Source organism: Pseudarthrobacter sp. W1I19 (assembly GCF_030817835.1).
Taxonomy (GTDB): Bacteria; Actinomycetota; Actinomycetes; order Actinomycetales; family Micrococcaceae; genus Arthrobacter.
Window position 1 is genome coordinate 3,970,050 of the sequence record NZ_JAUSZR010000001.1, and the last position, 20,919, is coordinate 3,990,968.

Below are 20,919 nucleotides of genomic sequence, written 5' to 3' on the forward strand. Positions count from 1 at the left end.
ACCTGACAGGCCGGCCCCGCAACCCGCGGTGCCGGCCTGTCAGTTTTTGCGCCCCAAGCGAGAGGACAACCCCATGGCCACTCAGGATTCTTCCGAAACCAGCACAGCCAAAGCAGGCCAGGCTCCGGACCCGAACGACAGCAGAAAGCCGGACGGCATCCGGGAGTTGGACAAACCGTCCTGGAAATACATTCTCAAGAAGACCCTGCGTGAGTTCACCAAGGACGATTGCCCGGACCTTGCCGCCGCCCTGACCTACTACGGAGTGTTGTCCCTGTTCCCCGCCATACTGGCACTGGTTTCACTGATCGGGCTTTTTGGGGACCCGCAGAAAACGACAGACGCCCTGCTCCAGATCGTGCGGGGATTTGTCCCGGCGGAGACAGCCGATACCGTCGGGGGCGTTGTCTCGGATCTCGCCAACGCGCCGGCAGCAGGGTTCACTCTCGTGATCGGCCTCGCCACCGCCCTCTGGTCCGCCTCGGGCTACGTCGGTGCCTTTGGCCGGGCCATGAACCGCGTGTACGAAGTGGACGAAGGGCGTCCGTTCGTCAAGCTGCGCGGCACCATGCTGGCGGTCACACTCCTGGCCATTGTCATCGTCGCTGTCTTGGCTGGCATGTTGGTGCTGAGCGGCCCGGTGGCCGAGGCAGTGGGCGGGTTGATCGGGCTCAGCGGTGTTTTCCTGACCATCTGGAACATTGCCAAATGGCCCGTGATGGTGGTGCTCATTATCGGGATTATCGCCGTGCTTTACTACGCCACACCCAACGTCAAGCAGCCTAAGTTCAAATGGATGAGCATGGGTTCAGGCATTGCCCTGTTCGTATTCCTGCTCGCGTCACTTGGCTTTGGGTTCTACGTGGGCAACTTCGGCAACTACAACAAGACCTACGGCGCCCTGGGCGGCGTGATCGTGATGCTGCTGTGGCTCTGGATCCTGAACATGTCATTGCTCTTCGGCGCGGAGTTTGACGCCGAGATGGAACGCGGCCGCCAGCTTCAGGCAGGCATCGAGGCCGAGGAAACCATCCAGCTGCCGCCGCGGGACACCAAGAAGAGCGACAAGCTGCAGAAGCAGGAGGAAGAGGACATCCGCCACGGGCGCGAGCTTCGCGAAAAGTACAGTGCAGCGAACGGCGGGGATGACGATTCCGGCGAAAGCGCGGACCGGAGCCAGCGTTCCGGCCAGTCCGCTGAGCGGCACCGCGACAGGGTCCGGGACAAGCTCCGCGAGCGCAGTACCGGTAACGAATAACCAGCAGGGCGGCCCCGGGGCGGCGGAAAAAGCAGGCACGGCCGGCGCCGCCTCCGGGGGCTAGGCAGGACCTGAAAGTTGGGGGAAAATTGTTGTGAAGGTCCTGTTCAGGTTTCCCGGGTCAGCAAGGTGGCCCGGGACAAGGCGGGGCCGGCGGTGAGATGGCCTCTTCTGAGACCGAGGCCAGTCCCCCCAGTCGCCGTCGGCCCCCTCGATCCCGGCAAGCGACGGCGCGACTGGACAAAGTGAACCGCCCTGCAATAGTTTCATGTTTACTCTGCGCGGCCTTACTGGAGCCGTGCAGGGCCGCTGAAGCAGATACGGCGGCATCACGGTCGACCCCGAATGAGCGAACATGCCTGCCACCCATTTTGAACAATTTATTGCTGAAGCAGTTGTCGCGGACAGGGAGCCCGGACTGGGCCTTCGCCGCGATGAACTCTATGGGCTCTACACCAGCTGGTGCCTGCTCCACAAAGAGCAGCTTCAGGCCCCGGAGGCCCTGTGGGAGGCACTGCAGGTCCACGGAATTAACCCGGACAGCAACAACCTGTCCATGACAGGCCCCGCCGCAGCAGACTACATCGTGGCCAGCGCCCCGGACTTGGTCTGAGTTCCTGTCCAAGGCCTGTTGAAGCTGCTCTTGGCTGGTTAGCATGGAGATCATGGCCGGTGAATTACCGTCTGCCGGCCACCAGCCGAAGGGAGAATCACCATGGGTTTGGATGACAAGATTGACAATGCCGCGGAAAAGATGGGCGGCAAAGCCAAGGAGGGTGCAGGCGCGGCCACGGACGACGAAAGCCTGCGCACTGAAGGCAAGATGGACCAGTCCAAGGCTGACCTGAAGCAGGCCGGCGAAAAAATCAAGGATGCTTTCAAGAAGGATTAGGTCCGACGAAGCCATAGCCGACTGAAAGGGCTGCTGCGCATTGCGCAGCAGCCCTTTTTCGTTCCTCCGGCTCCGGTCCCCGGCCAGCTTCCCAGGAAAGCGGCTAGGCAGGCTCGGTGACGGGTGCCGTGGCGGCCATGGTTTCGGCATTGACCATCCAGGCCAACTGCTCCAGGCGCTCGATGACGGCATGGAGCAGGTCAGCACTGGTGGGGTCTTCCTCATCAACCTCGTCGTGGACGTCCCTCATGGTCTGCACAGTACGTTCGAGGCGGGCGGTAACAAGTTTGACGGTGTCCTTGGTAGTCACCAGCCCTTGCGGAAACTCCTCGAGGCGGCCGCCGGAGGAGACGGTGCTGCTGCGGCCGTCCGGCAGGGCGTGCAGTGCCCGCATCCTCTCCGCCGCCTGGTCGGCGAAGAGCCTGGCGGCGGCAATGATCTCGTCCAGCTGCAGGTGTAGGTCGCGGAAATTGGTGCCCACCAGGTTCCAGTGGGCCTGTTTCCCCTGCAGGTGCAACTCAATGAGGTCAGTGAGCACCATTTGCAGGTTACTGGCAAGGGTGGGCGACGCTTTCATCATTTACCTCCACTGCGGCTGAGTATCCGGCTGGGACCAACCGGACAATTACTATAAGCATACTTAGCAGTTTGATGGAGGCAGGGACCCTGAGGAGCAGGCCAGCTGCGCTACCTGATCCGGGCCAGTGCGAATCCATCCCAGCCTTTGGAGCCCACAGTCTGAATGACGGTGGCGTCCAGCCGGGGATGTTCGCCCAGCAGCTTCAAAGCATCAACGATTCCCGGCGCGTTAACAGGGTCCATGTCCGGGTTCAGCACCGCACCTTCCCAAATGGTGTTATCCAGGACCACAGTGGTCCCGGGGCGGCCTAGCCGGACCGCCCAGTCCAGGTAGCGGCTGTTGTTCTCTTTGTCGGCGTCGATGAAGATGAAGTCGAAGGGTTCGCGGTCCTCCTCTGCCAAGGCCGCGAGAGTGTCCAGGGCAGGTCCCAGCCGGATCTCCACCTTCTGTCCCAGTCCGGCGAAGTCAATATTCGCCCACGCGACTTCCGCGTGCTTGGGGAGGAATTCGCACGTCACCAGCGTGCCGTCGTCGGGCAGGCCCTGCCCCATCCAAATGGTACTGAAGCCCGCCAGCGTGCCAATCTCCAGGACCCGCCGGGCCCCGGACAGCTGGACCAAAAGCTTGAGCAGCTTGCCTGCATTGGGCGCCACCTCGATGGGCGGTATACCGGCATCAGCTGCGGATTGCACTGCCCGGAGCAGGGCGGGATCGGGATGTACCACCACGTCGGACAAGAACTTTTCGGTGGCGGTCCACTCCGGCCGGGGCTTGTGCTCAAACATGGGCACAGTCTGGCACGGGGCTCCGGCGCGGGTCCAGACAATTTACGCATCCCGAAAGGTGCTGACCCAGCAGGCAGCCGGCCCTTCGGGTGCACCGCCTCAGGAGGGGCCGTCCGCCAATGCTGCTTCCAGCCGGTCCACCTTGGCCGTCAACTCGCCGGAGTATCCAGGCCTGATGTCCGCCTTGATGACCAGGGAAACGCGGCTGCCGTAGCGGCCCACGGCCTCCGTTGCACGCTTCACGACATCGAAAACTTCATCCCATTCACCCTCGATGGTGGTGAACATTGAATCGGTTGTATTGGGGAGCCCTGACTCCCTGACGATTTTCACAGCGGCGGCGACGGCGTCGTGAACGGAGGCGTCCGCGGGCCGGGAGCCTTCAGCGGGGGTACCGGAGGGGGCAACAGAAAAGGCAAGCAGCATAGGGCCAGTGTGCCATGGCAGGGGCGCAGGGCGCAGGCGGGGTACGCCGCTGCCGCCGTCACAAAACCCCCTACCCCCCGGTAACGGTGAACGGCAGGACCTCCATTGCTAACCTTTTGGCATGAGCCTCGCAGTCGCCCGCAAGCCACTCCGCGCCGACGCAGCGCGGAACGTGGACAAGATCATTACGGCGGCGCGCCAATGCTTCCGCGAATTCGGTCCGGAAGTACCGCTGCAGACCATCGCAGCAACTGCAGGCGTGGGGCCGGCCACCTTGTTCCGGAACTTTTCCGACAAGGAGGAACTGGTCCTTGCAGCGCTTAACCGGCAGCTCCGGCTCACGGTAGATCCGGTGGTGGACGGCGCCCTGGCCGATATCGACGCCGCCGCGGGGCTGCTGCGGGTCATGGAAGCCCTGATGGGCGCCGCCAGCGACGACGCCAACCTCCTCGGGGCTGTTGCCGGCCGCCGGGAACTGCTCACCGGCATCACAGGATCATTGATGGAATCGATCAGCGTGCTGCTGGTCCGCGGGCAGGGCCAGGGAAGCCTGCGTGAGGACATCTCCATGACGGACATGTTCCGGCTGCTGGCTATGCTCATTGGGGTGGTGGACACAATGGAACCGGGATCAGATGCGTGGCGCAGGCCACTGGCCCTGGTGGAGGACGCCATCAGGACAGTGCGGCCCAGCCGGCCGCTTCCTGTGCATGTGCCGGTGCCGGCCGCTCCCCTGACGCCGCTCCCCTGACAGGCCTAAAGCGGGACACTACCTTCTGCAAGGCTGTCCGGAAATGGCTCCGGACACCCGGTGACAACCGTGGGGGTCTCCCCATTGTGGGCGTTCAGCAGGTGCAATACACTTCAAGTGGGTTACGCAGCCAGCCTCTCTGAACTTTCCGGATGGAGCCCTCCATGCCCCAGTTCCTGCACCTCCGGCCCATGGCCGCACCATGATGAACAGCTCCAGGCTTCTGCACTACATCAACGATCCGCGAGGTCCAGAGGAAGTTCTTCCCACCTTGTCGGGTGAGGAACTCGCGAAACTGTTGGATGCCCTTTTCCAAAACCTTGATACTCCCGAACCGGAGTACGGCGCGCAGGCCTGGTATGAGATGGCAGTTGAAGAAAGCTTGCGACGGTCCACGTCGGCCGGTTCACATGCAAGGGAAAACGCTGCTGCAAGCGAAAGTGCCGCGCACGGAGTGGCATAACTGACTGCTGCCGCCGGGGTTGACCAGGCTGGCCTGCCTGCCACCGCCTCCGCCAATCTAGCCGCCGTTCGCCGCTGCCCTCGCCCGCAGTTCCTCGCCCACCATGGCCTGCAGCGCCATGACCTGGGACGCCGGATGACAATCCATCCCCCCTTTCAGGCTTTCTGACAGGGCTTCCAAATCTTCGGCAGGGACATCGGACAAGCCGGAGAATCGCCTAAAGAATCGTTTGGCGGGCAGCCCTGCCCGGCGTCGCGAATTCTTGTGGAAGTGGGAGCGTCCGGATTTGTCCCCGGTCGCGTGCAGTTGATTTTCCATCGTCGCCGTTCATACGAACCATTCGTGGCCAACTGCTTAGCCATTTTCATACTACAACTCGCCGCTCCCCGCGGCAGTGATTGGCGTCACGCCGCCAGAGGTTGCTCAATTCCAGCCCAGCATCCTCAACACGGCCGCAGTTCCGGCGCCCAACACCACCACCAGCAGGAAGGGCGCCCGCAGCGCCAGTGCGATCGCCGCAGCCGCGAGCGCGCCCAGGCGTGCGTCCGCCGCCAGCGACTGCCCGGAAGCCACGGTGTTCACAACAGTGAGGGACGCCAGCAGACCGATGGTCATGGTTCCGGCAACCCTCGACATCCGGGGGTCCTTGAGGAGCTTGGCCGGGACAAAGTAACCCATGAGCTTCCACGCGTAGGCCAGGGCGCACGCGATGAGCAGCCAGATCCAGAGGCTCATGTGCCTGCCCCTGATACGCCCTTGCCGTGCTGCCGGTCTTCAGCGTGGCGGTGTTCGGCGCCTCGGTGGTGATGCTCGCGGTAGGGCTCGACATCCGGTTCCAGGCCCTCGTCGCTCCGGCCATGGCTGAACCAGCCGACCACCGCCGCCACGACGGCTGCGACAAGAATCGGTACACCCGCCGGAACGAACGGCACCGCAGCCACCGTGGCAACAGCACAGGCCACTGCGATGGCGATCGGTTCCCGGCCCTTGAGCCGGGGCCAGAGCAGAGCCAGGAAAGCAGCCACCGCCGCCCCGTCGAGTCCCCACTGCTTCGGATCGCCCAAGCCGCTGCCGGCGAGTGCCCCGACGGCAGTAAACAGGTTCCACAGCAAATAGATGCCGATGCCCGCCGCCCAGAAGCCGCGGCGCTGCTCGGCGGGATCGGCCTGGCCAGTGCTCGTGGCGGTGGATTCGTCGATGGTCACCTGCGCGGCGACGTATTTGCGCCACCCGGTGGGGTGCAGCAGCGCGTTGAGCTGCATGCCGTAAATTCCGTTGCGCATGCCCAGCAGCGTGGCGGCGCTCATGGCTGCAATGCCTGATCCTCCTCCGCCCACAACACCGATGAAGGCGAATTGCGAGCCGCCGCTGAACAGCAGCAGGCTCAGTGCCATGGTTTGCCAGAAGTCCAGCCCGGACGTGACGGACAAAGCGCCGAAGGACACTCCGTACAGGCCCGTAGCAACGCTGATCGACAGTCCCACCCGGACGGCAGGGGATGACAAGAGCCTCACGTCCAGGCTCCCGGCGCGGGCCTGTCCGGCGCCGACGCAGGCTTTCGCAGGCTCCAAGCCCACAGGATGAGGGGCGCTTGAAGCGGGAGCCGCAGCGTATGCATTTTGCGCTGGACGGGGGTTCCTTCCGGACTGTAGGCATGCCGGAGGGCGTCGACGTGCCCGGCCAGGAAGACGGTGAACATGGCGGCGAGGGCAGTTGCGGTGGCCTTGCGCGCCGGCGGAACAAGGAGGCCGGCGGCGGCTGCCAGCTCCAGCAGGCCGCTCACCGCGATCCACTCCTCCCTGGTCATCACCGCGAACGGTCGACGGCGGTCCGGTTCCGTTCCGTTGTCCCTCCCTTCCAGGCAGAGGTAGTCAGGCACCACTTGGCGGTAGAACCGCGGGTCGCGGAAGTGTTTCATGGCGCTGGCCAGAAGGAGGGCGCTCATGGCTGCAGCGGAAAGGCTTTGGAGGGCCCGGCCGGACCGGGGAAAAGGCATGCCTCCACTCAATCACAAGCGTGGCAGGGCCCGAAAACCAGCCGGGCACACTGGATCCGTTATGCCCAGGCGAGCACGGAACTTCCATAGGGTGCCGGCGGGCCGGGATAGTCGAGCGGCTGCCCGTCCACCAGGAGGGGCGGGCCGACGTAGCGCAGGTTCCCGTAGCTGCTGGCCATGCTGCGCAGTCCGGGTGCGGATACCGGCTGTATTGGAGGATCCGGTGGCGGGGGCTGGAAGCTGAACAGCTCCTCGGCGGTACGGGCCAGGGACAACCGGGCCGATCCGCCCAGCCCCAACTCCTGTCGCCGGGCGAGCAGGGCGATGGCAGCCGCCGCCACGCCGTAGCCGGTGGCGTGGTCCAGGGCCTGGACAGGGAGCGCACCAGGCCGCCACCCGTCGTCGTGATGTTCCGTCCCGTAAAGGGAGGCGATTCCGGTGGCCGCCTGGACAATGCTGTCGAAGCCGCGCAGGCCCCTCCACGGGCCGGTGCTGCCCCAGGCGTCCAGCGAGACCACCACCAGCTCCGGCCCGGCCGCCAGCAAAACGTCCGGTTCCAGCCCAAAGCGCTCCAAGGAGCCGCGGCGGTATCCACTGATCACCACGTCGGCGGAAGCCAGCAACTCCTGCAACAGGTGCCGGTTCCCAGGGGCTGCAAGGTCCGCCTCTGCGCTCCGCTTGCCAAAACCGGTGTCCACGAACTGGTCCATGATTTCAGGAAGGCTTGGCGGATCAATCCGCAGGACGTCGGCGCCGAGCGCTCCCAGCAGGCGTGTGGCAACCGGCCCGGCGATGACCCTGGTCAGGTCCAGGATCCGCATGCCAGCCAGGGGCCGGCGTGGGTCGTCCCCGGACAGGGGACCCGGCTTCCGCCCAGCGGTTTCCCCGGAAGCAAGGTCCACTTCGATCCAGGGCCCTGTACCGGCAGCCCTTCCCATCCGGGAATTGAGCCACTCCTGGCGGTTTCGGACCGCCGCAGCCACCCCGCCGCGGGCTTGGATCGCCGATTCCGCCTCGACCGAGGTCATGGCGGCGAGGGCCGCCGCCACCCCTTCCGCCGTGGTGGCGTCCAGCGCCTGCATCAGCCGCTGTTCATGGTGCGGGTAGTTGGCATGGAGCCGGATCCAGCCGTCGCGGGTGCGCCGGAAACCGGACAGCGGGGCAAAGCCCTGGATGCCCCGCCCGTCAATCCGCAGATAGCCGTACGAATCGAACGCAGCTGCGGTCAGGGCAGCCGTAGTGCCGAACCGGCCAGGAGTTCCTGCCAGGACGTTCAATGCTGCAGCGGCGACTCCCACGGACCCCAACACCAGGCCCTCCACATCCAGCAGGCCGCCCCACCACCGGCGCGGGCCGGACCAGGAAGTGGCCTCCTCGCCCAACACGAGTCCGGCGTCCGCGAACACCGGCACCAGGTCACGAAACAGTGGGGGAATCCAGCTGGCAGCCTGCACCATCCTGGTCCTACCTTCCTTGCGGCGAGGCCACGTGCAACTGCCCCAACACGCGGGCGGGCACGTTGGTGGTGATCTCGTGGATGCCCAGGCCCTGGCACAGCGCTACATCCTGGTCCGTGTCCACGGTCCACACCCGGAGGCGCCGGCCCCGCTCCTGCCACCGCAGGATGGTGCCCGGGTGCCGGCGGACGTACTCGACGCCGGGACCGGCCAGTCCGGCTTCGCCGGTATCCAGGATCCGCTCCCCTTCGAGCTGGGCGGCTTTCATCACATTGGCTATTGCGCCCCCGGTGATCAGCCCCAGGCCCAGTTCTTCGCGGAGTTCATGCACGTCCACGTCGTCCAGCAGCTGGCAGACGTACTGCGCCGGAACGGACCGCAGCAGCCGGCGGACGGATTCGGGGCTGAAGCTCATGAAGGTCACCGCAACGTTGTCAATACAAGAGTCCGCTGCCTGCCAGCCCCCGGCACGCAGGACCTCAAGCACCCGGTCCTCCAGCTTGAGCTGGTACGGGCTGGGATGTTTCAGCTCGATGGCGAGCCGCACGGGCCGGCCGGCACCGCGGAGGATCTCCAGCAGTTCCGGAAGCGTCAGGAACTGCTCGGATCGGGCCCCGTAGATCTCGGGGATGCGCACACCCTTCCAGGCCGAAAAGTCCAGGCGGCGGAGTTCGCGCAGCGTCCGCTCCGCCACCGGCCCGGTTCCATCTGAAGTACGGTCCAGGTTGGCGTCATGCAGGAGGACGACGTGCTGGTCGCGGGTGAGGTGGACATCGCACTCCACCCCGTCAGCCCCGTCGGCCAACGCCTGCAGATAGGCGGCGCGGGTATGTTCGGCGAAGGCGGCACTCGAACCGCGGTGGGCAAAGACCAGCGGCCGCTGCGGCAGTGACTCTTCAGTAGTCATGCAGACACGGTAGCCGACCCGGCCCGGGCTGCGGGGCTAGGCTTGGCACATGCAGGTGAACTCTGAACCAACTACCCGCGAAGCACCCACCAGGCCGGCGCCCGCCGGACCATCCGAAGAACAGGCGCGTGCCGCCGTCGTCCGCCAGCAACTCACTGCCGGCGACGCCGAAAAAGCGGCAGCGCTGCGGAAAATGAAGCTTGTGGCACTGGGACTGCTCATCGCCATGGCCGTGGTGTTTGTGTTCGCCTTCGCCCTGCAAAGGGAGTATCCGTGGCTCCAATACGTGCGGGCGGCCGCGGAGGGCGGCATGGTGGGCGCGCTGGCCGACTGGTTCGCCGTCACCGCGCTGTTCAAGTACCCCATGGGCATCAAGATCCCGCACACCGCGATCATTCCGCGCCGCAAGGACCAGATCGGTGCCTCGCTGGGCGAGTTCGTGGAGACCAACTTCCTGTCCGAGCAGGTGGTCCAGGACAAGCTGGCAAGCGTGAACATCGCCCGCCGGGCCGGCGAGTGGCTTGCCACGCCTGCGGGCGCCAACCGGGTGGCCAAGGAGGGCGCGGCCGTTATCCGGGGCTTGTTCAAGGTCCTGAACGACGACGACGTCCAGGCGGTCATCGAGGGAATGGTGCGCAAGCACCTGCTCACCCCGCCGTGGGGACCTCCGGTGGGCAAGATGGCGGAGAGGATTTTCCACGACGGGCACCACCACAAGCTGGTGGACCTGCTGGTGGACCGGGCGGCCGACTGGGTCAGCGAAAATCATGAAACGGTCAGCCGGCTCGTCTCGGAGCGTTCGCCAACCTGGGTTCCGCAGTTCGTGGACGGGCTGGTGGGCGACAAGGTCTACATCGAGTTCCTCAAATTCGTCCGGGCCGTGCAGTCCGATCCGAACCACCAGGTCCGGCAGTCCATCGACAAGTACCTGAACGATCTTGCCCAGGACCTGCAGCATGATCCGGTGATGATCGCCCGCGCGGAGGACATCAAGGCCCAAGTTCTTGGCGACCCGGAAGTGCGCGAGCTTGCCTCCCGCACCTGGGGAACCGTGAAGAACGCCCTGCTCGGCGCCGTGGAGGATCCGGACAGCGAGCTGACCGTCAAGTTCAAGGCGGCCGTACGCGACTTCGGCTCCAGGCTGGTCAACGACCCCGAACTCGCCGGCAAGGTCAACGCCTGGATTGGTGACGCCGCGGGCTATCTGGTGCGGACCTACCGCTCGGACATTGCCGGGGTGATCACCGATACCGTTGCCCGGTGGGATGCCGAGGAAACCTCGCAGAAGATCGAGCTCCAGGTGGGCAAGGACCTGCAGTTCATCCGGATCAACGGCACCGTGGTGGGCTCGCTGGCCGGCCTGGCGATCTTTACGGTGGCGCACCTGATTTTTGGGTGAGTGCTGTCAGGCGAACGCTTCCAGTTCAACGCCGGCGGCCTCCAGCCCGGCGCGGACGGCCGCAGCCATCCCCACGGCGCCCGGGGTGTCGCCGTGGATGCACAGGGAGTCCGGACGCACCGGGACTACTGTCCCGTCCAGTGCCACGACTTCGCCTTTAGTGGCCAGGCGCACGGCCCGCTCGACGATCGCGTCGACGTCGTGCAGGACGGCGCCTTCCTGGGAGCGCGGCACCAGGGTCCCGTCACTCTGGTAGGCGCGGTCCACAAAGGCTTCGATGAAGACCGGATGCCCGGCTTCCTTGGCCTGCTTCAACAGCTCAGACCCGGGCAGGCCAAGGATAGGCAGGCCGGGATCGTAGGAGTTCACGGCGGCCACTACCGCCGAGGCCTGTTCTGCGTCGCGTACCAGCCGGTTGTACAGCGCCCCGTGCGGCTTCACGTAGTCCACCGAGGCACCCACGGCGTGCGCCACGCCGTCGAGCGCGCCCAGCTGGTACAGCACATCGCCGAACAGCTCGTCAAAGGACATGTCCAGCGAGCGGCGGCCGAAACCGGCGAGGTCGCGGTAGCCTACATGCGCCCCGACGGTTACATCCAGCTCGTAGGCGGCCCGGCAGCTGTCCAGCATGGTGACGGGGTCGCCGGCATGGAACCCGCAGGCAACGTTGGCGCTGGTGACCAGCTGGAACATCGCGGCGTCGTCCCCCATGGTCCAGGAGCCGAATGATTCGCCGAGGTCAGCGTTGAGATCCAAGGTTGTTGCCTTCCAGCGTCAGATGGTCCGGTGCGGCGGCGTTCAGCTCGCCGGGAATGGTATCGGGCATGGGACCAAACGCTTCCTTCGCATTCCCCACCACTGCCCGCCCCATCATGAGGTTACCGGCTCCACCCACCACTGCGCCGATGCCGAACGGCAGCGCCCGGCCGAACAGCGCAGTCCCTTGGCGTTTGAGGAGGTTCTTGAGGAAGGCTTTCTGGATGCGGTTGCGGACCGAACCGAAGCCGGGCACCGACATGGATTTGGACAGCACATTGCCCCAGGCCCGGGTGGCGTTCGTGCCGTTTCCGGCCGCCTGTCCGCTGAGCGTTCCGAGCAGGGCCGTGCCCTCCTCGCCCAGCATGATGGCCATCACCATGGTGCTGGCCTTTTCCGGGTTGGTGAGGCGGATGCCGTGCAGCTCTGCGAGGGACGTGGCATAGAGGGCGGTGGCTTCCAGGAACCCTACTGTCGCCGCAGCGGACAGTCCCAGGGACGCAACTGTGCCAACGCCGGGAACGACGGCGGTTGCCCCCACGATTGCGCCGCCTCCGGTGACGGCACGAAGGTAGTCCCGCTCCAGGATGTCTGCCAGCTGCGCGGCGGTGGCGCGCGGGTGCTTTTTCTGCAGCCGGCGAATGTAGGCCAGGACCAGCGGGCGCTGGATCTCCACTGCCTTCAGGAGCGCGTTGTGGACTCCGGGCTTGGGCTTCCCGTCGGCGTCGAACACTGCATTATGGGCGGTTTCGGTTGCGATTCGTACTGCGGGGTTGCTGCGCCTGGCCATGGTCACCTCTGTTGGTCTCGCCGGCCGCGTTGGTTGCGGCCCTACTGATACTAAGCTTGCTTAACACTAGGCCACGCATGGTGGCTGGCCCCAGTCGGTTTTCAGGGCAGCCACCGTGTGCCGCCTGTCCGGCCGAAGCCTAGACTTACCCTATGCCCGCTCCCAAAGCCTTGCGGCCCTTTGTCCACCGTGAGTACCGGGTACTGATTTTGGCACTGGCCATCTCCATCTTCGGCTCCGGTATGTGGGCCGTTGCCATGGTTTACCAGGTGATCCATCTCGGCGGCGGACCCGTGGAGCTCTCACTGGTGGCCGCTGCCGGCAGCGTGGGCCTGGTGGCCTTTGTCCTGGTCGGCGGCATCGCGGCCGACCGTATTCCGCAGCGCCGACTGATCATCGCCGTAGAGGGTGCCAACCTCGCCGTTATCGCCGCCATCAGCGGGCTGGCCCTTGCCGGCTGGCTGCAGCTTTGGCATGTTGCCGCGGGTGCTTTTGTGCTCGGCGTCGGTGCTGCCTTCTTCTTCCCTGCCTACTCCGCGATCCTGCCGCGCATCCTTCCGGCAGAGGACCTGCTGGCCGCCAACGGCATGGAGGGATCCATGCGCCCTGTGCTCCAGCAGGCCGCCGGGCCGGCCGTTGCAGGTGTTGTGGTGGCTGCCCTGTCACCGTCGCACGCCGTGACGGCTGTGGCGCTGTGCCACCTTTCGGCCTTCATCATCCTGAACTTCCTGGGCCGGCACGAACTGGCTGCGCCGCTCATGGGCACAGAGGGCGGTGGCGACCCAAGCCGCAAATCATCCTTTTTCCAGGACCTGCGCGAAGGGGTCAGCTACACGCTGCGGACACCGTGGCTGCTCTGGACCCTGATCTGGGCGTGCATTTCGGTCCTCTTCCTGATCGGCCCCATCGAAGTGCTGCTGCCGTTTGTGGTCCGCGACCAGCTGGGTGGCGACTCCAGTATGTTCGGCTTCCTGCTCGCCGTCATGGGTGTGGGCGCGGCCCTCGGCTCGCTGCTCACGGCCTCCCTGCGGCTGCCCAGGCGCTACCTCACGGTGATGATGGTGAGCTGGGGCGCGGGCAGCCTGCCGCTGGCCGCCGTCGGGTTCATGGACAACTTCTGGATCATCGCAGCGGCGCTCTTCATCTTCGGCGCCACCGGCAGCGTGGGCATGGTTATCTGGGGCACGCTGCTCCAGCGGCGCGTTCCGCCCCACCTCCTGGGCCGGGTATCCAGCCTGGACTTCTTCGTCTCGCTCGCCCTGATGCCGGTGTCCATGGCCCTGGCCGGACCCGCCGCCGAAGTCCTGCCTATCTGGCTGATCTTCGTGGTGGCCGGGGGCGTGTGCCCCATCATGGCGGTCATCGCCATGATGGTGGCACGGATGTCCGACGACGAACTGGCCCACCCGCTGGACGGCTCACCTGAGGCGGAAAGGACGACAGCGGGCGAAGGCCAGGTGCGCGGCTAGGCTGCCGGACGCGGGCCTGCGCTGTTGGCGTGCACTATCGGGATGCTCGCCGTTGGATGTCCGCTCGGGAACACCGTGGACTCCGGCACCGGGACCGGGGCGAGTCCCACCCGGACCGGTCCGGCGCCCACAGTCACCAACTTGCCGCGGACGTCCACCTCAAGCGGGTCGCCTTCCTGGATGGCCAAGGTAAGGGAGCCGGCGTCGAGCTGGACCCGCAGCAGCCGTCCGCGGATCTTGAGGTGGAAGGTTAGCCCTTCCCACTCGGCAGGCAGCCGGGGATCGAAGAACGGAACAGGACCCTGGTCCCGCAGGCCGGCAAAGCCGCACACCAGCGAGCTCCATACCCCGCCGGTGGAGGCGATGTGTACGCCGTCGATGGTGTTGCCGTGCGTATCGTCCAGGTCGATGAACACGGCGTTGGTGAAGTGCTCCAGCGCTTCGCGCGAGTACCCCACTTCGGCGGCCATGATGCCCTGCACGCAGGCGGAAAGCGTTGAATCTCCGGTGGTCAGCGGATCGTAGAAGTCGAAGGCCCTGTGCTTTTCCTCGGCGGTGAAATCCTGCCACTGCAGGAACATCGCCAGGACGGTGTCGGCCTGCTTCAGGACCTGGTGGCGGTAGATGACCAGGGGGTGGAAGTGCAGGAGCAGCGGGTACTTGGACCGGGGCGTGGTCCAGTCCCAGGACTCCAGGGTCATAAAGTCGTTGTCCTGCGAATACACCTGCATGCGCTCATCGAAGGGCAGCTGCATGCGGCTCGCCGCCGCCTCCCACAGCTGCCGCTCCTCCTGGCTGATGCCGGCGTGTTCCAAGGCAGCGGCGGCGCGCAGATTAAAACGGGCCATGACGTTGGTGTAGAGGTTGTCATTGACCACTGCCGTGTACTCGTCAGGACCCGTGACGCCGTGGATGTGGAACATGCCGTCTTTGCCGAAGAAGCCAAGCGAAATCCACATCCGGGCCGTCTCGATCAAGAGGTCGGCACCGATGCTGTCCCGGAACGCCACGTCCCCAGTGGCCCAGACGAACCGGTTGGTGGCGAAGGCGATGGCGGCGGCGATATGGAACTGGGCCGTGCCGGCGGCATAGTAGGCACTGGCCTCAAGCCCGTTGATGGTGCGCCACGGGAACAATGCGCCTTCCACACTCAGTTCCTTCGCCCGGATCTTGGCTTCCGGGAGCATGGCGTGGCGGAATTCCAGGACCCGCCGGGCGCCCACGGGGTTGGTGTAGGTCAGGTACGGCAGGAGGTACACCTCCTGGTCCCAGAAATAGTGGCCCTCGTAGCCCGAACCCGTGACGCCCTTGGCGGGGATCCCGGCCACGTCCGCGCGGGCCGTTGCCTGGGCCAGCTGGAACAAGTTCCAGCGGATGGCCTGCTGGAGTTCAGGCGTACCACCGGACACCACGATGTCCGAGGTGGCCCAGTGCTCGCGGTAGTGCGCTTCGCTTTCGGCGAAGATGTCAGCAACCGGCTTCAGGCCCGTTTCTGCGACAGCGGCAGCATCAATGGAGGGGTCCTGGATTCCGGCGCCCGCGGCGTAGCTGACGGTCTTTTCCAGCCGGAACGGCTCGTCCGGGCCCACTGCAAGCACGTAGCGGACGCTGCTGTCGTCCTGGTCCACGAGGGTATCGAACGGCTGGTGGCCCGCCGAGGTCCAGTGGTCCACCGCGACGCCCACCCGCTGCTTGGATTCGGCTGCTTCCCAGGCAAGGCGGAGCGAGCCGTCGCCGCCGTCAAGGCGCAGCGGCAGCAGCACGCGTCCGGCGTGGCGGCCAGCCCGGCGGGGGTCATGGACCGAGTGGTCCTCCACCGGCTGGTCCTGGCGGTTGATCACCGAGGACGTGACGTCCACGGAGATCTCGCGGTCAGTGGCCACCTCGAGTGAAATGCCGAGGGCGCCGCGGGTTGCGAACCCGACGGCACGGCGCTCCGTGGTGGTGACGACGGCCCCGGAGCGGCACTGCCAGGTGATGCGGCACTCGTAGACTCCCGTGGCGAAGTCAACGGAACGGCGGTAGTCCAGGACCTCGGATTCGGCCAGGGTGAGGGACTCGCCGTCGATGACCAGTGTGAAATTGTTTGCATCCGGGATATACAGGATGCGCTGGCCGGTCCTGGCAAAGCCGAAGGCATTTTCGGCGTGCTTGATGTCCCAGATCTCATGCAATCCGTTGATGAAGCTGCCCGGCAGGTCGGAGTCTGCCGCCGCCCAGTGGGCGCCGCGGATTCCGAGGTGCCCGTTGCCGAGGGCAAAGAGGGTTTCCAGAGTGCCCTCCACGCCCGGCTCGTGGCGTGTTTCGACGAGTTGCCAGGGGGTGTTGGGGAACCGCTCGCGGTCTGCGGTGATGATAGCCATGGTGTTGGGGTCCTTAGGCGGGTGCTGGGGCAGCTGTCGTTGGCCTGGGGCGGGCGCGGCAGCTTGGATGCTGCTTTACTGCGTGCTTAAGTAGTTCGTTGGGTCCGGGCGCCGGGATGGGGGAAGCGGCTGGGCCCGGGAGTCAGAGGAGTTCGTCGAGGTCGTTGACCACCACTGTTGCGCCGGCGTCCAGCAGGGTTTGCCGTCCGGCGCCCCGGTCCACACCAATCACCGAGTGGAACGAACCGGCCTCTCCGGCCTGGACACCGGAGACCGCATCCTCCACCACTACGCATTCCTCACTGGGCAGGCCCAGCAGTTGGGCCGCGTACTGGTACGTGGCGGGGCTGGGTTTGCCCGGCAGGCCTTCCCCGGCTGCCACAACGCCGTCCACCACTACACGGAAGTGGTGGCTGAGGCCGGCCGCTTCCAGGACTGCGGGCGCGTTCCGTGAGGAGGAGACCACCGCGACCTTCAGGCCGCGGGCAAGCACCGCCTCCAGGAAGCGGACCGAACCTTCGAACGGTTCCACGCCCGTGCTGACAATGTCGTTGAAAATCCTGTTCTTGCGGTTGCCCAGGCCCTGCACCGTAGTGTTCGCGGGGTCGTCATCGGTGGGGCCTTCGGGAAGGACGATCCCGCGTGAGGCCAGGAAATCGCGGACGCCGTCAAAACGCGGCTTGCCGTCGATGTGGTCGAAGTAGTCGCTCTCGCTGTAGCCCGTGACCTCCGGCCGGGAGGAGAGATAGCTTTCGAACAACTCCTGCCATGCCTGCTCATGCACCGCTGCGGTGGGGGTCAGGACGCCGTCCAGGTCAAAGAGGATGGCGGAGGCACCCGTCCAGGCGGTGAGGCTGTTGACAGGATGTTCTGTGGCGGTGTTTTCACTCATGCGTGGTGCGGTGTCCTTTCAGACGGCGGGCAGCCTCGAAGGCGGGGTTGCTTCTGGGGTGTGGTGGCTTCGGTGCCCGGATCATCTGCAGAGTCGGCGGGCCGGCCGGCGTTACATTCGCAGCGGCGTTGTCCCGGCTGTTGTCCCTGTTGTCGTCCCGCTGGGGGGCCTTGCCGGCGCCCTGCTGAACCATCTGTCCCTACCATCATGGGCCAGTTTCGGGCTGCCGGACAAGCCAGCCGGACGTCCGGGGCTGCCGCAGGAGCCAACAATGATGCGCCTCGACAGGCTGCCGCAAAGCATCCGCACCGCACCACCTTCCGTGTCTGCCCAGTTCACGGCCGCGCACGGGGCCGAAGACGAGTGTAAGCGCTTACAAATTTGGCTGGCAACTGTTTTTTCTTGAGCCGCCTTTGTGACGCACGTCTCGCTGCCTGAGTCCCGGAAGTGCTAGGAGCCTGCGGAACCGTTGGGGCGGAGCACGTAGTGGCGGAGGAAGGCGCTGACATCCACCATTTCCGTTTTGGACATGGCGTGGCCCATACCCGGATAGGTCCTGGCGGTGAGAAGCGTGTTCGCCTGCAGCCACTCCTCCGTGTAAGCCACCGCGTCCTCGTTGATCACCAGGTCCGCCTTATCCCGCCCCCAGAAAAAGGGCGGCGGGGTATCAAAGGACTCCGTGAGCGAGAGGAGTTCGTTTTCGAGCACAAAGCCGGACAGTCCCACAACTGCCGCATAGTCCTTAGGATGCAGGCGCAGCAGGGTGCTGGCCATGGCCATACCCTGGGAATAGCCGAGCAGGCTGACGCTGGTGTGCTCGCCCTTGACGCTGTTGATCCAGGTCTGGACGGCGTTGGCAGCCTTAATGACATCAGCGAAGTCATTGGCAAGGAAGTAGTCCAGCAGGAACCAGCCGTAATGGTCCCCAATAGCCATGGGAGCCCGGAGTGCTGCGCACGTGAATTCGGCTGGCAGATACTCAAAAAGCCGGACCATCCGGGACTCGTCGGTGCCGTAGCCGTGCATCATCACCAGCAACGGAGTGCCCGCCCGCTCGCCCTCCGCCTTTGACCACACCACTGTTTCCATCGGATCAGCCTAGCGAGGCGGAATGGCAAGCAGCCTGAAGCCGTGCCGGGCCAGCGGCGCGAAGCTGTTAATCGGCGTTGAGCAGCCGTCGATCCGCCCAGAAGGGGCCGGCCAGCATGCAGGGGGCGCAAAGGGCAGGAGAAACGGGAAAGGCAACGGGAATCACACCAGCACCAACCGCATCAGCGTCGAAAGCGCCCTCCGAACCATTGAATACGGGTCCACGGAGCTGTAGCGTGACGCTTGACAGCATGCTTAGCAATTCCCGGGGGCCAGGAAAATGCCCCCACTCACAACAGGAGAACCACATGAGAATCGGATCCTCCATCTTCCTCATCGCCCTCGGCGCCATTCTCGCTTGGGCGGTCGCTCCCGGCCTTATCCCCTTTGTGGATCAGGTGCTCATTGGCTACATCCTGATGGCGGTGGGTGTGATCGGACTCATCGCTTCGCTGATCCTGGCCTCCCCCGGCCGCAGCCGCCGCGTCAGCGAATCGCGCTCGGTAGTGGACCCGAATACCGGCGAGCGCATCACAAGGAACGAAAGCCGGGACGGCGGGCTCTAACCAGCCCCAACACGTACAACCCGGGAAGCCGGGCGGAACCACTGCGAACTGGTCCCGCCCGGCTTTCTTGTTCCCCAAAACGGTTCGCATCGCCCCATGGAGACAGCCTCCGAGGACCTGCGGGACCACCCGCACTTCGCGAATTTTGTTTCATGTTGGTTTCCATTGACAAACCAACAGAAGCAAAGATAAAGTCAAGTAACTCAACATCATGTGATGCCAGTCACTGACAGCAAGCCTTACGCAACGGAGGGTACGTGTTCGCCGAGGAGCGCCAGCAACAGATTGCCGAGCTTGTAGCCGGCACCGGCCGGGTCAGCGTGACCCACCTGGCCGAGCGCTTCCGCATCACCACCGAAACCGTCCGCCGCGATCTCGCCACGCTCGAAAACGCAGGCACTGTCCGGCGTGTACATGGCGGTGCCGTGGCCGCAGACCGGTTCAGCACCACCGAGGAAAGCGTCACCGAGCGGGCCATCCAGCGGCCGGACCAGAAGATCCGCATCGCCGAGGCCGCCTTGGCCCTTATCCCCAGGACCTCCCCCGGCAGCGTCCTGATCGACGGCGGAACCACCACCGAAGTGCTGGCAAACCTGCTCGCCAGGCGCACCGCCGTCGAACCTTCCGACGGAACAGGGCCCCGGGCCGAGCTGGTGGCCGTCACGCACGCCCTTCCAATTGCCAGCAGGCTTTCCAACATTTCCGGAATCGCCCTCGACATCCTGGGCGGACGCGTCCGCGGAATCACACAGGTCGCCGTCGGTCAGTCAACCGTGGAAGCCGCCGGCAGGATCCGCCCGGATATCGCCTTCATCGGCACCAACGGCATCCATGCATCCTTTGGCCTCAGCACTCCCGATCCCGAGGAAGCCGCCGTCAAGGCAGCTTTCGTCCATTCGGCCCGCCGCATCGTGGTGTTGGCCGACTCCTCCAAGCTGGACGCGGAAACCCTGGTCCAGTTCGCCTCCCTGAAAGATCTGGACACCTTGATTACAGACAGCGAACCCGGCCCGGAACTCGCAGCCGCCCTTGAGGACGCCGGCGTGGACGTGGTGATCGCATGATCGTCACCTTCACCGCCAACCCGAGCCTGGACCGGACGGTGGCACTTCCCGGCCCGCTTGAACGGGGCGAAGTGCAGCGCGCCGTCTCCGTCAGCCAGGAGTCCGGCGGCAAGGGCGTCAACGTCTCCCGCGCGTTGGTGGCGTCCGGCCTGGAATCCCTTGCGGTCCTCCCCGGCGCGGACAGCGATCCCGTCCTGGCCGGCCTGCGCGAAAGCGGGGTGCCTTTCGTTTCCCTGCCCATCGGTGAGCCCTTGCGCACCAACGTTGCGCTCACCGAACCCGGCGGCGTGACCACCAAGATCAACGAACCAGGCCCCGTGCTGGATGAAAACCAGCAGGAAGCCCTGATCAAGCTGCTGGTGGAGAGCGCCCGCGGCGCCAGCTGGGTGGTCCTGGCCGGTTCGCTGCCTCCCGGATTCCCCGCCGACTTCTACGCCACGGTGGCGCGCCGCCTGCGCTCCGCCGCCGATGGAACCGCCCCGCAGATCGCGGTGGATTCCTCAGGCGCCCCTCTTGCCGCCGCCGTTTCCAGCGATAGTCCGTCCAGCGACGGCCTGGCGGGGGCAGGCACTGGTTCGGGAAAACCGGACCTCCTCAAACCCAACGCCGAAGAATTGGCTGAGCTGGCTGCCGCAGCCGGCTTCGCTTCCCCGGCCACCGCTGACGAACTGGAAGCGGACCCGGCTGCTGCCGCAGCAGCCGCCGCCGCCGTCGTACGTTCCGGTGTGGGTGCTGTGCTGGCAACTCTCGGTTCCAAGGGAGCTGTCCTGGTAACGGCCGACGGCGCGTGGCTGGCCACGCACCCGCCGGTCGCCGCGGTCAGTACTGTCGGCGCGGGCGATTCAGCCCTTGCAGGCTACCTGCTCGCCCAAGGCCAGGGCGCCGCCCCGGCCGATTGCCTTCGTCAGGCGGTGGCCCACGGTGCCGCAGCCGCCTCCCTGCCGGGCTCCACCGTCCCGGCAGTTCACCAAACCACCCCGGATGCCGTAACCATCACGGCCCTTCGAAAGGATTGA

25 protein-coding genes are annotated in these 20,919 nt (G+C 65.5%); 11 read left to right on the forward strand and 14 right to left on the reverse strand.

The window, feature by feature from the left end; all coding sequences use genetic code 11:
* The first annotated feature begins 73 nt into the window (after positions 1-73).
* From QF038_RS18325 to QF038_RS18335, 3 genes are all read left to right on the forward strand, one after another.
* Complete coding sequence (locus QF038_RS18325; protein ID WP_307611998.1) at positions 74-1,258, forward strand: YihY/virulence factor BrkB family protein; 1,185 nt, start codon at positions 74-76, stop codon at positions 1,256-1,258.
* 355 nt (positions 1,259-1,613) lie between these two features.
* Positions 1,614-1,871 carry a hypothetical protein gene (locus QF038_RS18330; protein WP_307612000.1) on the forward strand — a complete coding sequence of 86 codons (258 nt, stop codon included), beginning with the start codon at positions 1,614-1,616 and terminating at the stop codon, positions 1,869-1,871.
* 102 nt (positions 1,872-1,973) lie between these two features.
* Positions 1,974-2,150, forward strand: coding sequence for a CsbD family protein (locus tag QF038_RS18335; RefSeq protein ID WP_307612002.1), 177 nt, complete (start codon positions 1,974-1,976; stop codon positions 2,148-2,150).
* Positions 2,151-2,253: 103 nt separating this feature from the next.
* Here the strand turns inward: QF038_RS18335 and QF038_RS18340 are convergent, their stop codons facing one another.
* The 3 genes from QF038_RS18340 to QF038_RS18350 form a co-directional block, all read right to left on the reverse strand.
* The gene (locus QF038_RS18340; RefSeq protein ID WP_307613524.1) at positions 2,254-2,727 is read right to left on the reverse strand and encodes a Dps family protein; all 474 of its coding nucleotides are present in this window, start codon (positions 2,725-2,727) and stop codon (positions 2,254-2,256) included.
* A gap of 110 nt (positions 2,728-2,837) precedes the next feature.
* Positions 2,838-3,515, reverse strand: a complete 678-nt coding sequence (locus QF038_RS18345; RefSeq protein WP_307612004.1) for an O-methyltransferase — start codon at positions 3,513-3,515, stop codon at positions 2,838-2,840.
* Between the two features lie 99 nt (positions 3,516-3,614).
* A complete protein-coding gene (locus tag QF038_RS18350) occupies positions 3,615-3,941 on the reverse strand; it encodes a thiamine-binding protein (RefSeq protein WP_142059119.1) in 327 nt (108 codons plus the stop codon).
* A gap of 121 nt (positions 3,942-4,062) precedes the next feature.
* On the opposite strand from QF038_RS18350, the gene QF038_RS18355 reads away from it, so the two are divergent.
* Positions 4,063-4,692 carry a TetR/AcrR family transcriptional regulator gene (locus QF038_RS18355; RefSeq protein WP_307612006.1) on the forward strand — a complete coding sequence of 210 codons (630 nt, stop codon included), beginning with the start codon at positions 4,063-4,065 and terminating at the stop codon, positions 4,690-4,692.
* A 202-nt stretch (positions 4,693-4,894) separates the two neighbouring features.
* Positions 4,895-5,155 carry a hypothetical protein gene (locus QF038_RS18360; protein ID WP_307612008.1) on the forward strand — a complete coding sequence of 87 codons (261 nt, stop codon included), beginning with the start codon at positions 4,895-4,897 and terminating at the stop codon, positions 5,153-5,155.
* 57 nt (positions 5,156-5,212) lie between these two features.
* Here the strand turns inward: QF038_RS18360 and QF038_RS18365 are convergent, their stop codons facing one another.
* The 6 genes from QF038_RS18365 to QF038_RS18390 all read right to left on the reverse strand — a co-directional run bounded on the left by QF038_RS18365 (position 5,213) and on the right by QF038_RS18390 (position 9,515).
* Entirely contained in the window at positions 5,213-5,473 is a 261-nt protein-coding gene (locus tag QF038_RS18365; RefSeq protein ID WP_307612010.1) for a hypothetical protein, read from the reverse strand.
* Between the two features lie 105 nt (positions 5,474-5,578).
* Complete coding sequence (locus QF038_RS18370) at positions 5,579-5,890, reverse strand: AzlD domain-containing protein (protein WP_307612012.1); 312 nt, start codon at positions 5,888-5,890, stop codon at positions 5,579-5,581.
* Positions 5,887-6,669, reverse strand: a complete 783-nt coding sequence (locus tag QF038_RS18375; protein WP_307612014.1) for an AzlC family ABC transporter permease — start codon at positions 6,667-6,669, stop codon at positions 5,887-5,889. Before QF038_RS18375 ends, QF038_RS18370 begins: the two co-directional genes overlap by 4 nt.
* A complete protein-coding gene (locus tag QF038_RS18380; protein WP_307612015.1) occupies positions 6,666-7,151 on the reverse strand; it encodes a hypothetical protein in 486 nt (161 codons plus the stop codon). Before QF038_RS18380 ends, QF038_RS18375 begins: the two co-directional genes overlap by 4 nt.
* A gap of 59 nt (positions 7,152-7,210) precedes the next feature.
* The gene (locus QF038_RS18385; RefSeq protein WP_307612017.1) at positions 7,211-8,608 is read right to left on the reverse strand and encodes a CoA transferase; all 1,398 of its coding nucleotides are present in this window, start codon (positions 8,606-8,608) and stop codon (positions 7,211-7,213) included.
* A 7-nt stretch (positions 8,609-8,615) separates the two neighbouring features.
* Positions 8,616-9,515 carry a glycerophosphodiester phosphodiesterase family protein gene (locus QF038_RS18390; protein ID WP_307612019.1) on the reverse strand — a complete coding sequence of 300 codons (900 nt, stop codon included), beginning with the start codon at positions 9,513-9,515 and terminating at the stop codon, positions 8,616-8,618.
* A 49-nt stretch (positions 9,516-9,564) separates the two neighbouring features.
* Between QF038_RS18390 and QF038_RS18395 the strand changes: the two genes are divergently transcribed.
* Positions 9,565-10,914: a DUF445 domain-containing protein gene (locus QF038_RS18395; RefSeq protein WP_307612021.1), complete on the forward strand. Its 1,350-nt coding sequence runs from the start codon at positions 9,565-9,567 to the stop codon at positions 10,912-10,914.
* A 6-nt stretch (positions 10,915-10,920) separates the two neighbouring features.
* On the opposite strand, the gene QF038_RS18400 is transcribed toward QF038_RS18395, so the two are convergent.
* The gene (locus QF038_RS18400; protein WP_307612022.1) at positions 10,921-11,670 is read right to left on the reverse strand and encodes a LamB/YcsF family protein; all 750 of its coding nucleotides are present in this window, start codon (positions 11,668-11,670) and stop codon (positions 10,921-10,923) included.
* Positions 11,654-12,460, reverse strand: a complete 807-nt coding sequence (locus tag QF038_RS18405; protein ID WP_307612025.1) for a hypothetical protein — start codon at positions 12,458-12,460, stop codon at positions 11,654-11,656. The genes QF038_RS18400 and QF038_RS18405 overlap by 17 nt, the downstream gene beginning before the upstream one ends.
* Before the next feature lie 152 nt (positions 12,461-12,612).
* On the opposite strand from QF038_RS18405, the gene QF038_RS18410 reads away from it, so the two are divergent.
* Positions 12,613-13,929, forward strand: a complete 1,317-nt coding sequence (locus tag QF038_RS18410; protein WP_307612028.1) for an MFS transporter — start codon at positions 12,613-12,615, stop codon at positions 13,927-13,929.
* On the opposite strand, the gene QF038_RS18415 is transcribed toward QF038_RS18410, so the two are convergent.
* From QF038_RS18415 to QF038_RS18425, 3 genes are all read right to left on the reverse strand, one after another.
* Positions 13,926-16,292, reverse strand: a complete 2,367-nt coding sequence (locus QF038_RS18415; protein WP_307612030.1) for a glycoside hydrolase family 65 protein — start codon at positions 16,290-16,292, stop codon at positions 13,926-13,928. The two genes, QF038_RS18410 and QF038_RS18415, sit on opposite strands and share 4 nt — an antisense overlap.
* Positions 16,293-16,434: 142 nt before the next feature.
* Positions 16,435-17,184, reverse strand: a complete 750-nt coding sequence (locus tag QF038_RS18420) for an HAD family phosphatase (RefSeq protein ID WP_307612032.1) — start codon at positions 17,182-17,184, stop codon at positions 16,435-16,437.
* A 450-nt stretch (positions 17,185-17,634) separates the two neighbouring features.
* Entirely contained in the window at positions 17,635-18,273 is a 639-nt protein-coding gene (locus QF038_RS18425; protein WP_307612034.1) for an alpha/beta hydrolase, read from the reverse strand.
* Between the two features lie 22 nt (positions 18,274-18,295).
* Between QF038_RS18425 and QF038_RS18430 the strand changes: the two genes are divergently transcribed.
* The 4 genes from QF038_RS18430 (at position 18,296) to QF038_RS18445 (ending at position 20,919) form a co-directional block, all read left to right on the forward strand.
* Complete coding sequence (locus tag QF038_RS18430) at positions 18,296-18,508, forward strand: hypothetical protein (RefSeq protein WP_307612036.1); 213 nt, start codon at positions 18,296-18,298, stop codon at positions 18,506-18,508.
* 73 nt (positions 18,509-18,581) lie between these two features.
* Positions 18,582-18,839, forward strand: a complete 258-nt coding sequence (locus QF038_RS18435; RefSeq protein WP_050056600.1) for a DUF6458 family protein — start codon at positions 18,582-18,584, stop codon at positions 18,837-18,839.
* Between the two features lie 257 nt (positions 18,840-19,096).
* Positions 19,097-19,903, forward strand: a complete 807-nt coding sequence (locus QF038_RS18440; RefSeq protein WP_307612040.1) for a DeoR/GlpR family DNA-binding transcription regulator — start codon at positions 19,097-19,099, stop codon at positions 19,901-19,903.
* On the forward strand, positions 19,900-20,919 hold the full coding sequence (locus tag QF038_RS18445) for a 1-phosphofructokinase family hexose kinase (RefSeq protein ID WP_307612042.1): 1,020 nt from the start codon (positions 19,900-19,902) through the stop codon (positions 20,917-20,919). Before QF038_RS18440 ends, QF038_RS18445 begins: the two co-directional genes overlap by 4 nt.

Excerpts from the sequence above, each read along its gene's own strand:
- QF038_RS18340 (WP_307613524.1), bottom strand. The coding sequence starts at position 2,727 with ATGAAAGCGTCGCCCACCCTTGCCAGTAACCTGCAAATGGTGCTCACT.
- QF038_RS18370 (WP_307612012.1), bottom strand. The coding sequence starts at position 5,890 with ATGAGCCTCTGGATCTGGCTGCTCATCGCGTGCGCCCTGGCCTACGCG.
- QF038_RS18360 (WP_307612008.1), top strand. The coding sequence starts at position 4,895 with ATGATGAACAGCTCCAGGCTTCTGCACTACATCAACGATCCGCGAGGT.
- QF038_RS18395 (WP_307612021.1), top strand. The coding sequence starts at position 9,565 with ATGCAGGTGAACTCTGAACCAACTACCCGCGAAGCACCCACCAGGCCG.
- QF038_RS18410 (WP_307612028.1), top strand. The coding sequence starts at position 12,613 with ATGCCCGCTCCCAAAGCCTTGCGGCCCTTTGTCCACCGTGAGTACCGG.
- QF038_RS18425 (WP_307612034.1), bottom strand. The coding sequence starts at position 18,273 with ATGGAAACAGTGGTGTGGTCAAAGGCGGAGGGCGAGCGGGCGGGCACT.
- QF038_RS18405 (WP_307612025.1), bottom strand. The coding sequence starts at position 12,460 with ATGGCCAGGCGCAGCAACCCCGCAGTACGAATCGCAACCGAAACCGCC.
- QF038_RS18335 (WP_307612002.1), top strand. The coding sequence starts at position 1,974 with ATGGGTTTGGATGACAAGATTGACAATGCCGCGGAAAAGATGGGCGGC.
- QF038_RS18365 (WP_307612010.1), bottom strand. The coding sequence starts at position 5,473 with ATGGAAAATCAACTGCACGCGACCGGGGACAAATCCGGACGCTCCCAC.
- QF038_RS18330 (WP_307612000.1), top strand. The coding sequence starts at position 1,614 with ATGCCTGCCACCCATTTTGAACAATTTATTGCTGAAGCAGTTGTCGCG.
- QF038_RS18390 (WP_307612019.1), bottom strand. The coding sequence starts at position 9,515 with ATGACTACTGAAGAGTCACTGCCGCAGCGGCCGCTGGTCTTTGCCCAC.
- QF038_RS18325 (WP_307611998.1), top strand. The coding sequence starts at position 74 with ATGGCCACTCAGGATTCTTCCGAAACCAGCACAGCCAAAGCAGGCCAG.
- QF038_RS18355 (WP_307612006.1), top strand. The coding sequence starts at position 4,063 with ATGAGCCTCGCAGTCGCCCGCAAGCCACTCCGCGCCGACGCAGCGCGG.
- QF038_RS18430 (WP_307612036.1), top strand. The coding sequence starts at position 18,296 with ATGGCAAGCAGCCTGAAGCCGTGCCGGGCCAGCGGCGCGAAGCTGTTA.
- QF038_RS18350 (WP_142059119.1), bottom strand. The coding sequence starts at position 3,941 with ATGCTGCTTGCCTTTTCTGTTGCCCCCTCCGGTACCCCCGCTGAAGGC.
- QF038_RS18445 (WP_307612042.1), top strand. The coding sequence starts at position 19,900 with ATGATCGTCACCTTCACCGCCAACCCGAGCCTGGACCGGACGGTGGCA.
- QF038_RS18420 (WP_307612032.1), bottom strand. The coding sequence starts at position 17,184 with ATGAGTGAAAACACCGCCACAGAACATCCTGTCAACAGCCTCACCGCC.
- QF038_RS18380 (WP_307612015.1), bottom strand. The coding sequence starts at position 7,151 with ATGCCTTTTCCCCGGTCCGGCCGGGCCCTCCAAAGCCTTTCCGCTGCA.
- QF038_RS18435 (WP_050056600.1), top strand. The coding sequence starts at position 18,582 with ATGAGAATCGGATCCTCCATCTTCCTCATCGCCCTCGGCGCCATTCTC.
- QF038_RS18345 (WP_307612004.1), bottom strand. The coding sequence starts at position 3,515 with ATGTTTGAGCACAAGCCCCGGCCGGAGTGGACCGCCACCGAAAAGTTC.
- QF038_RS18415 (WP_307612030.1), bottom strand. The coding sequence starts at position 16,292 with ATGGCTATCATCACCGCAGACCGCGAGCGGTTCCCCAACACCCCCTGG.
- QF038_RS18385 (WP_307612017.1), bottom strand. The coding sequence starts at position 8,608 with ATGGTGCAGGCTGCCAGCTGGATTCCCCCACTGTTTCGTGACCTGGTG.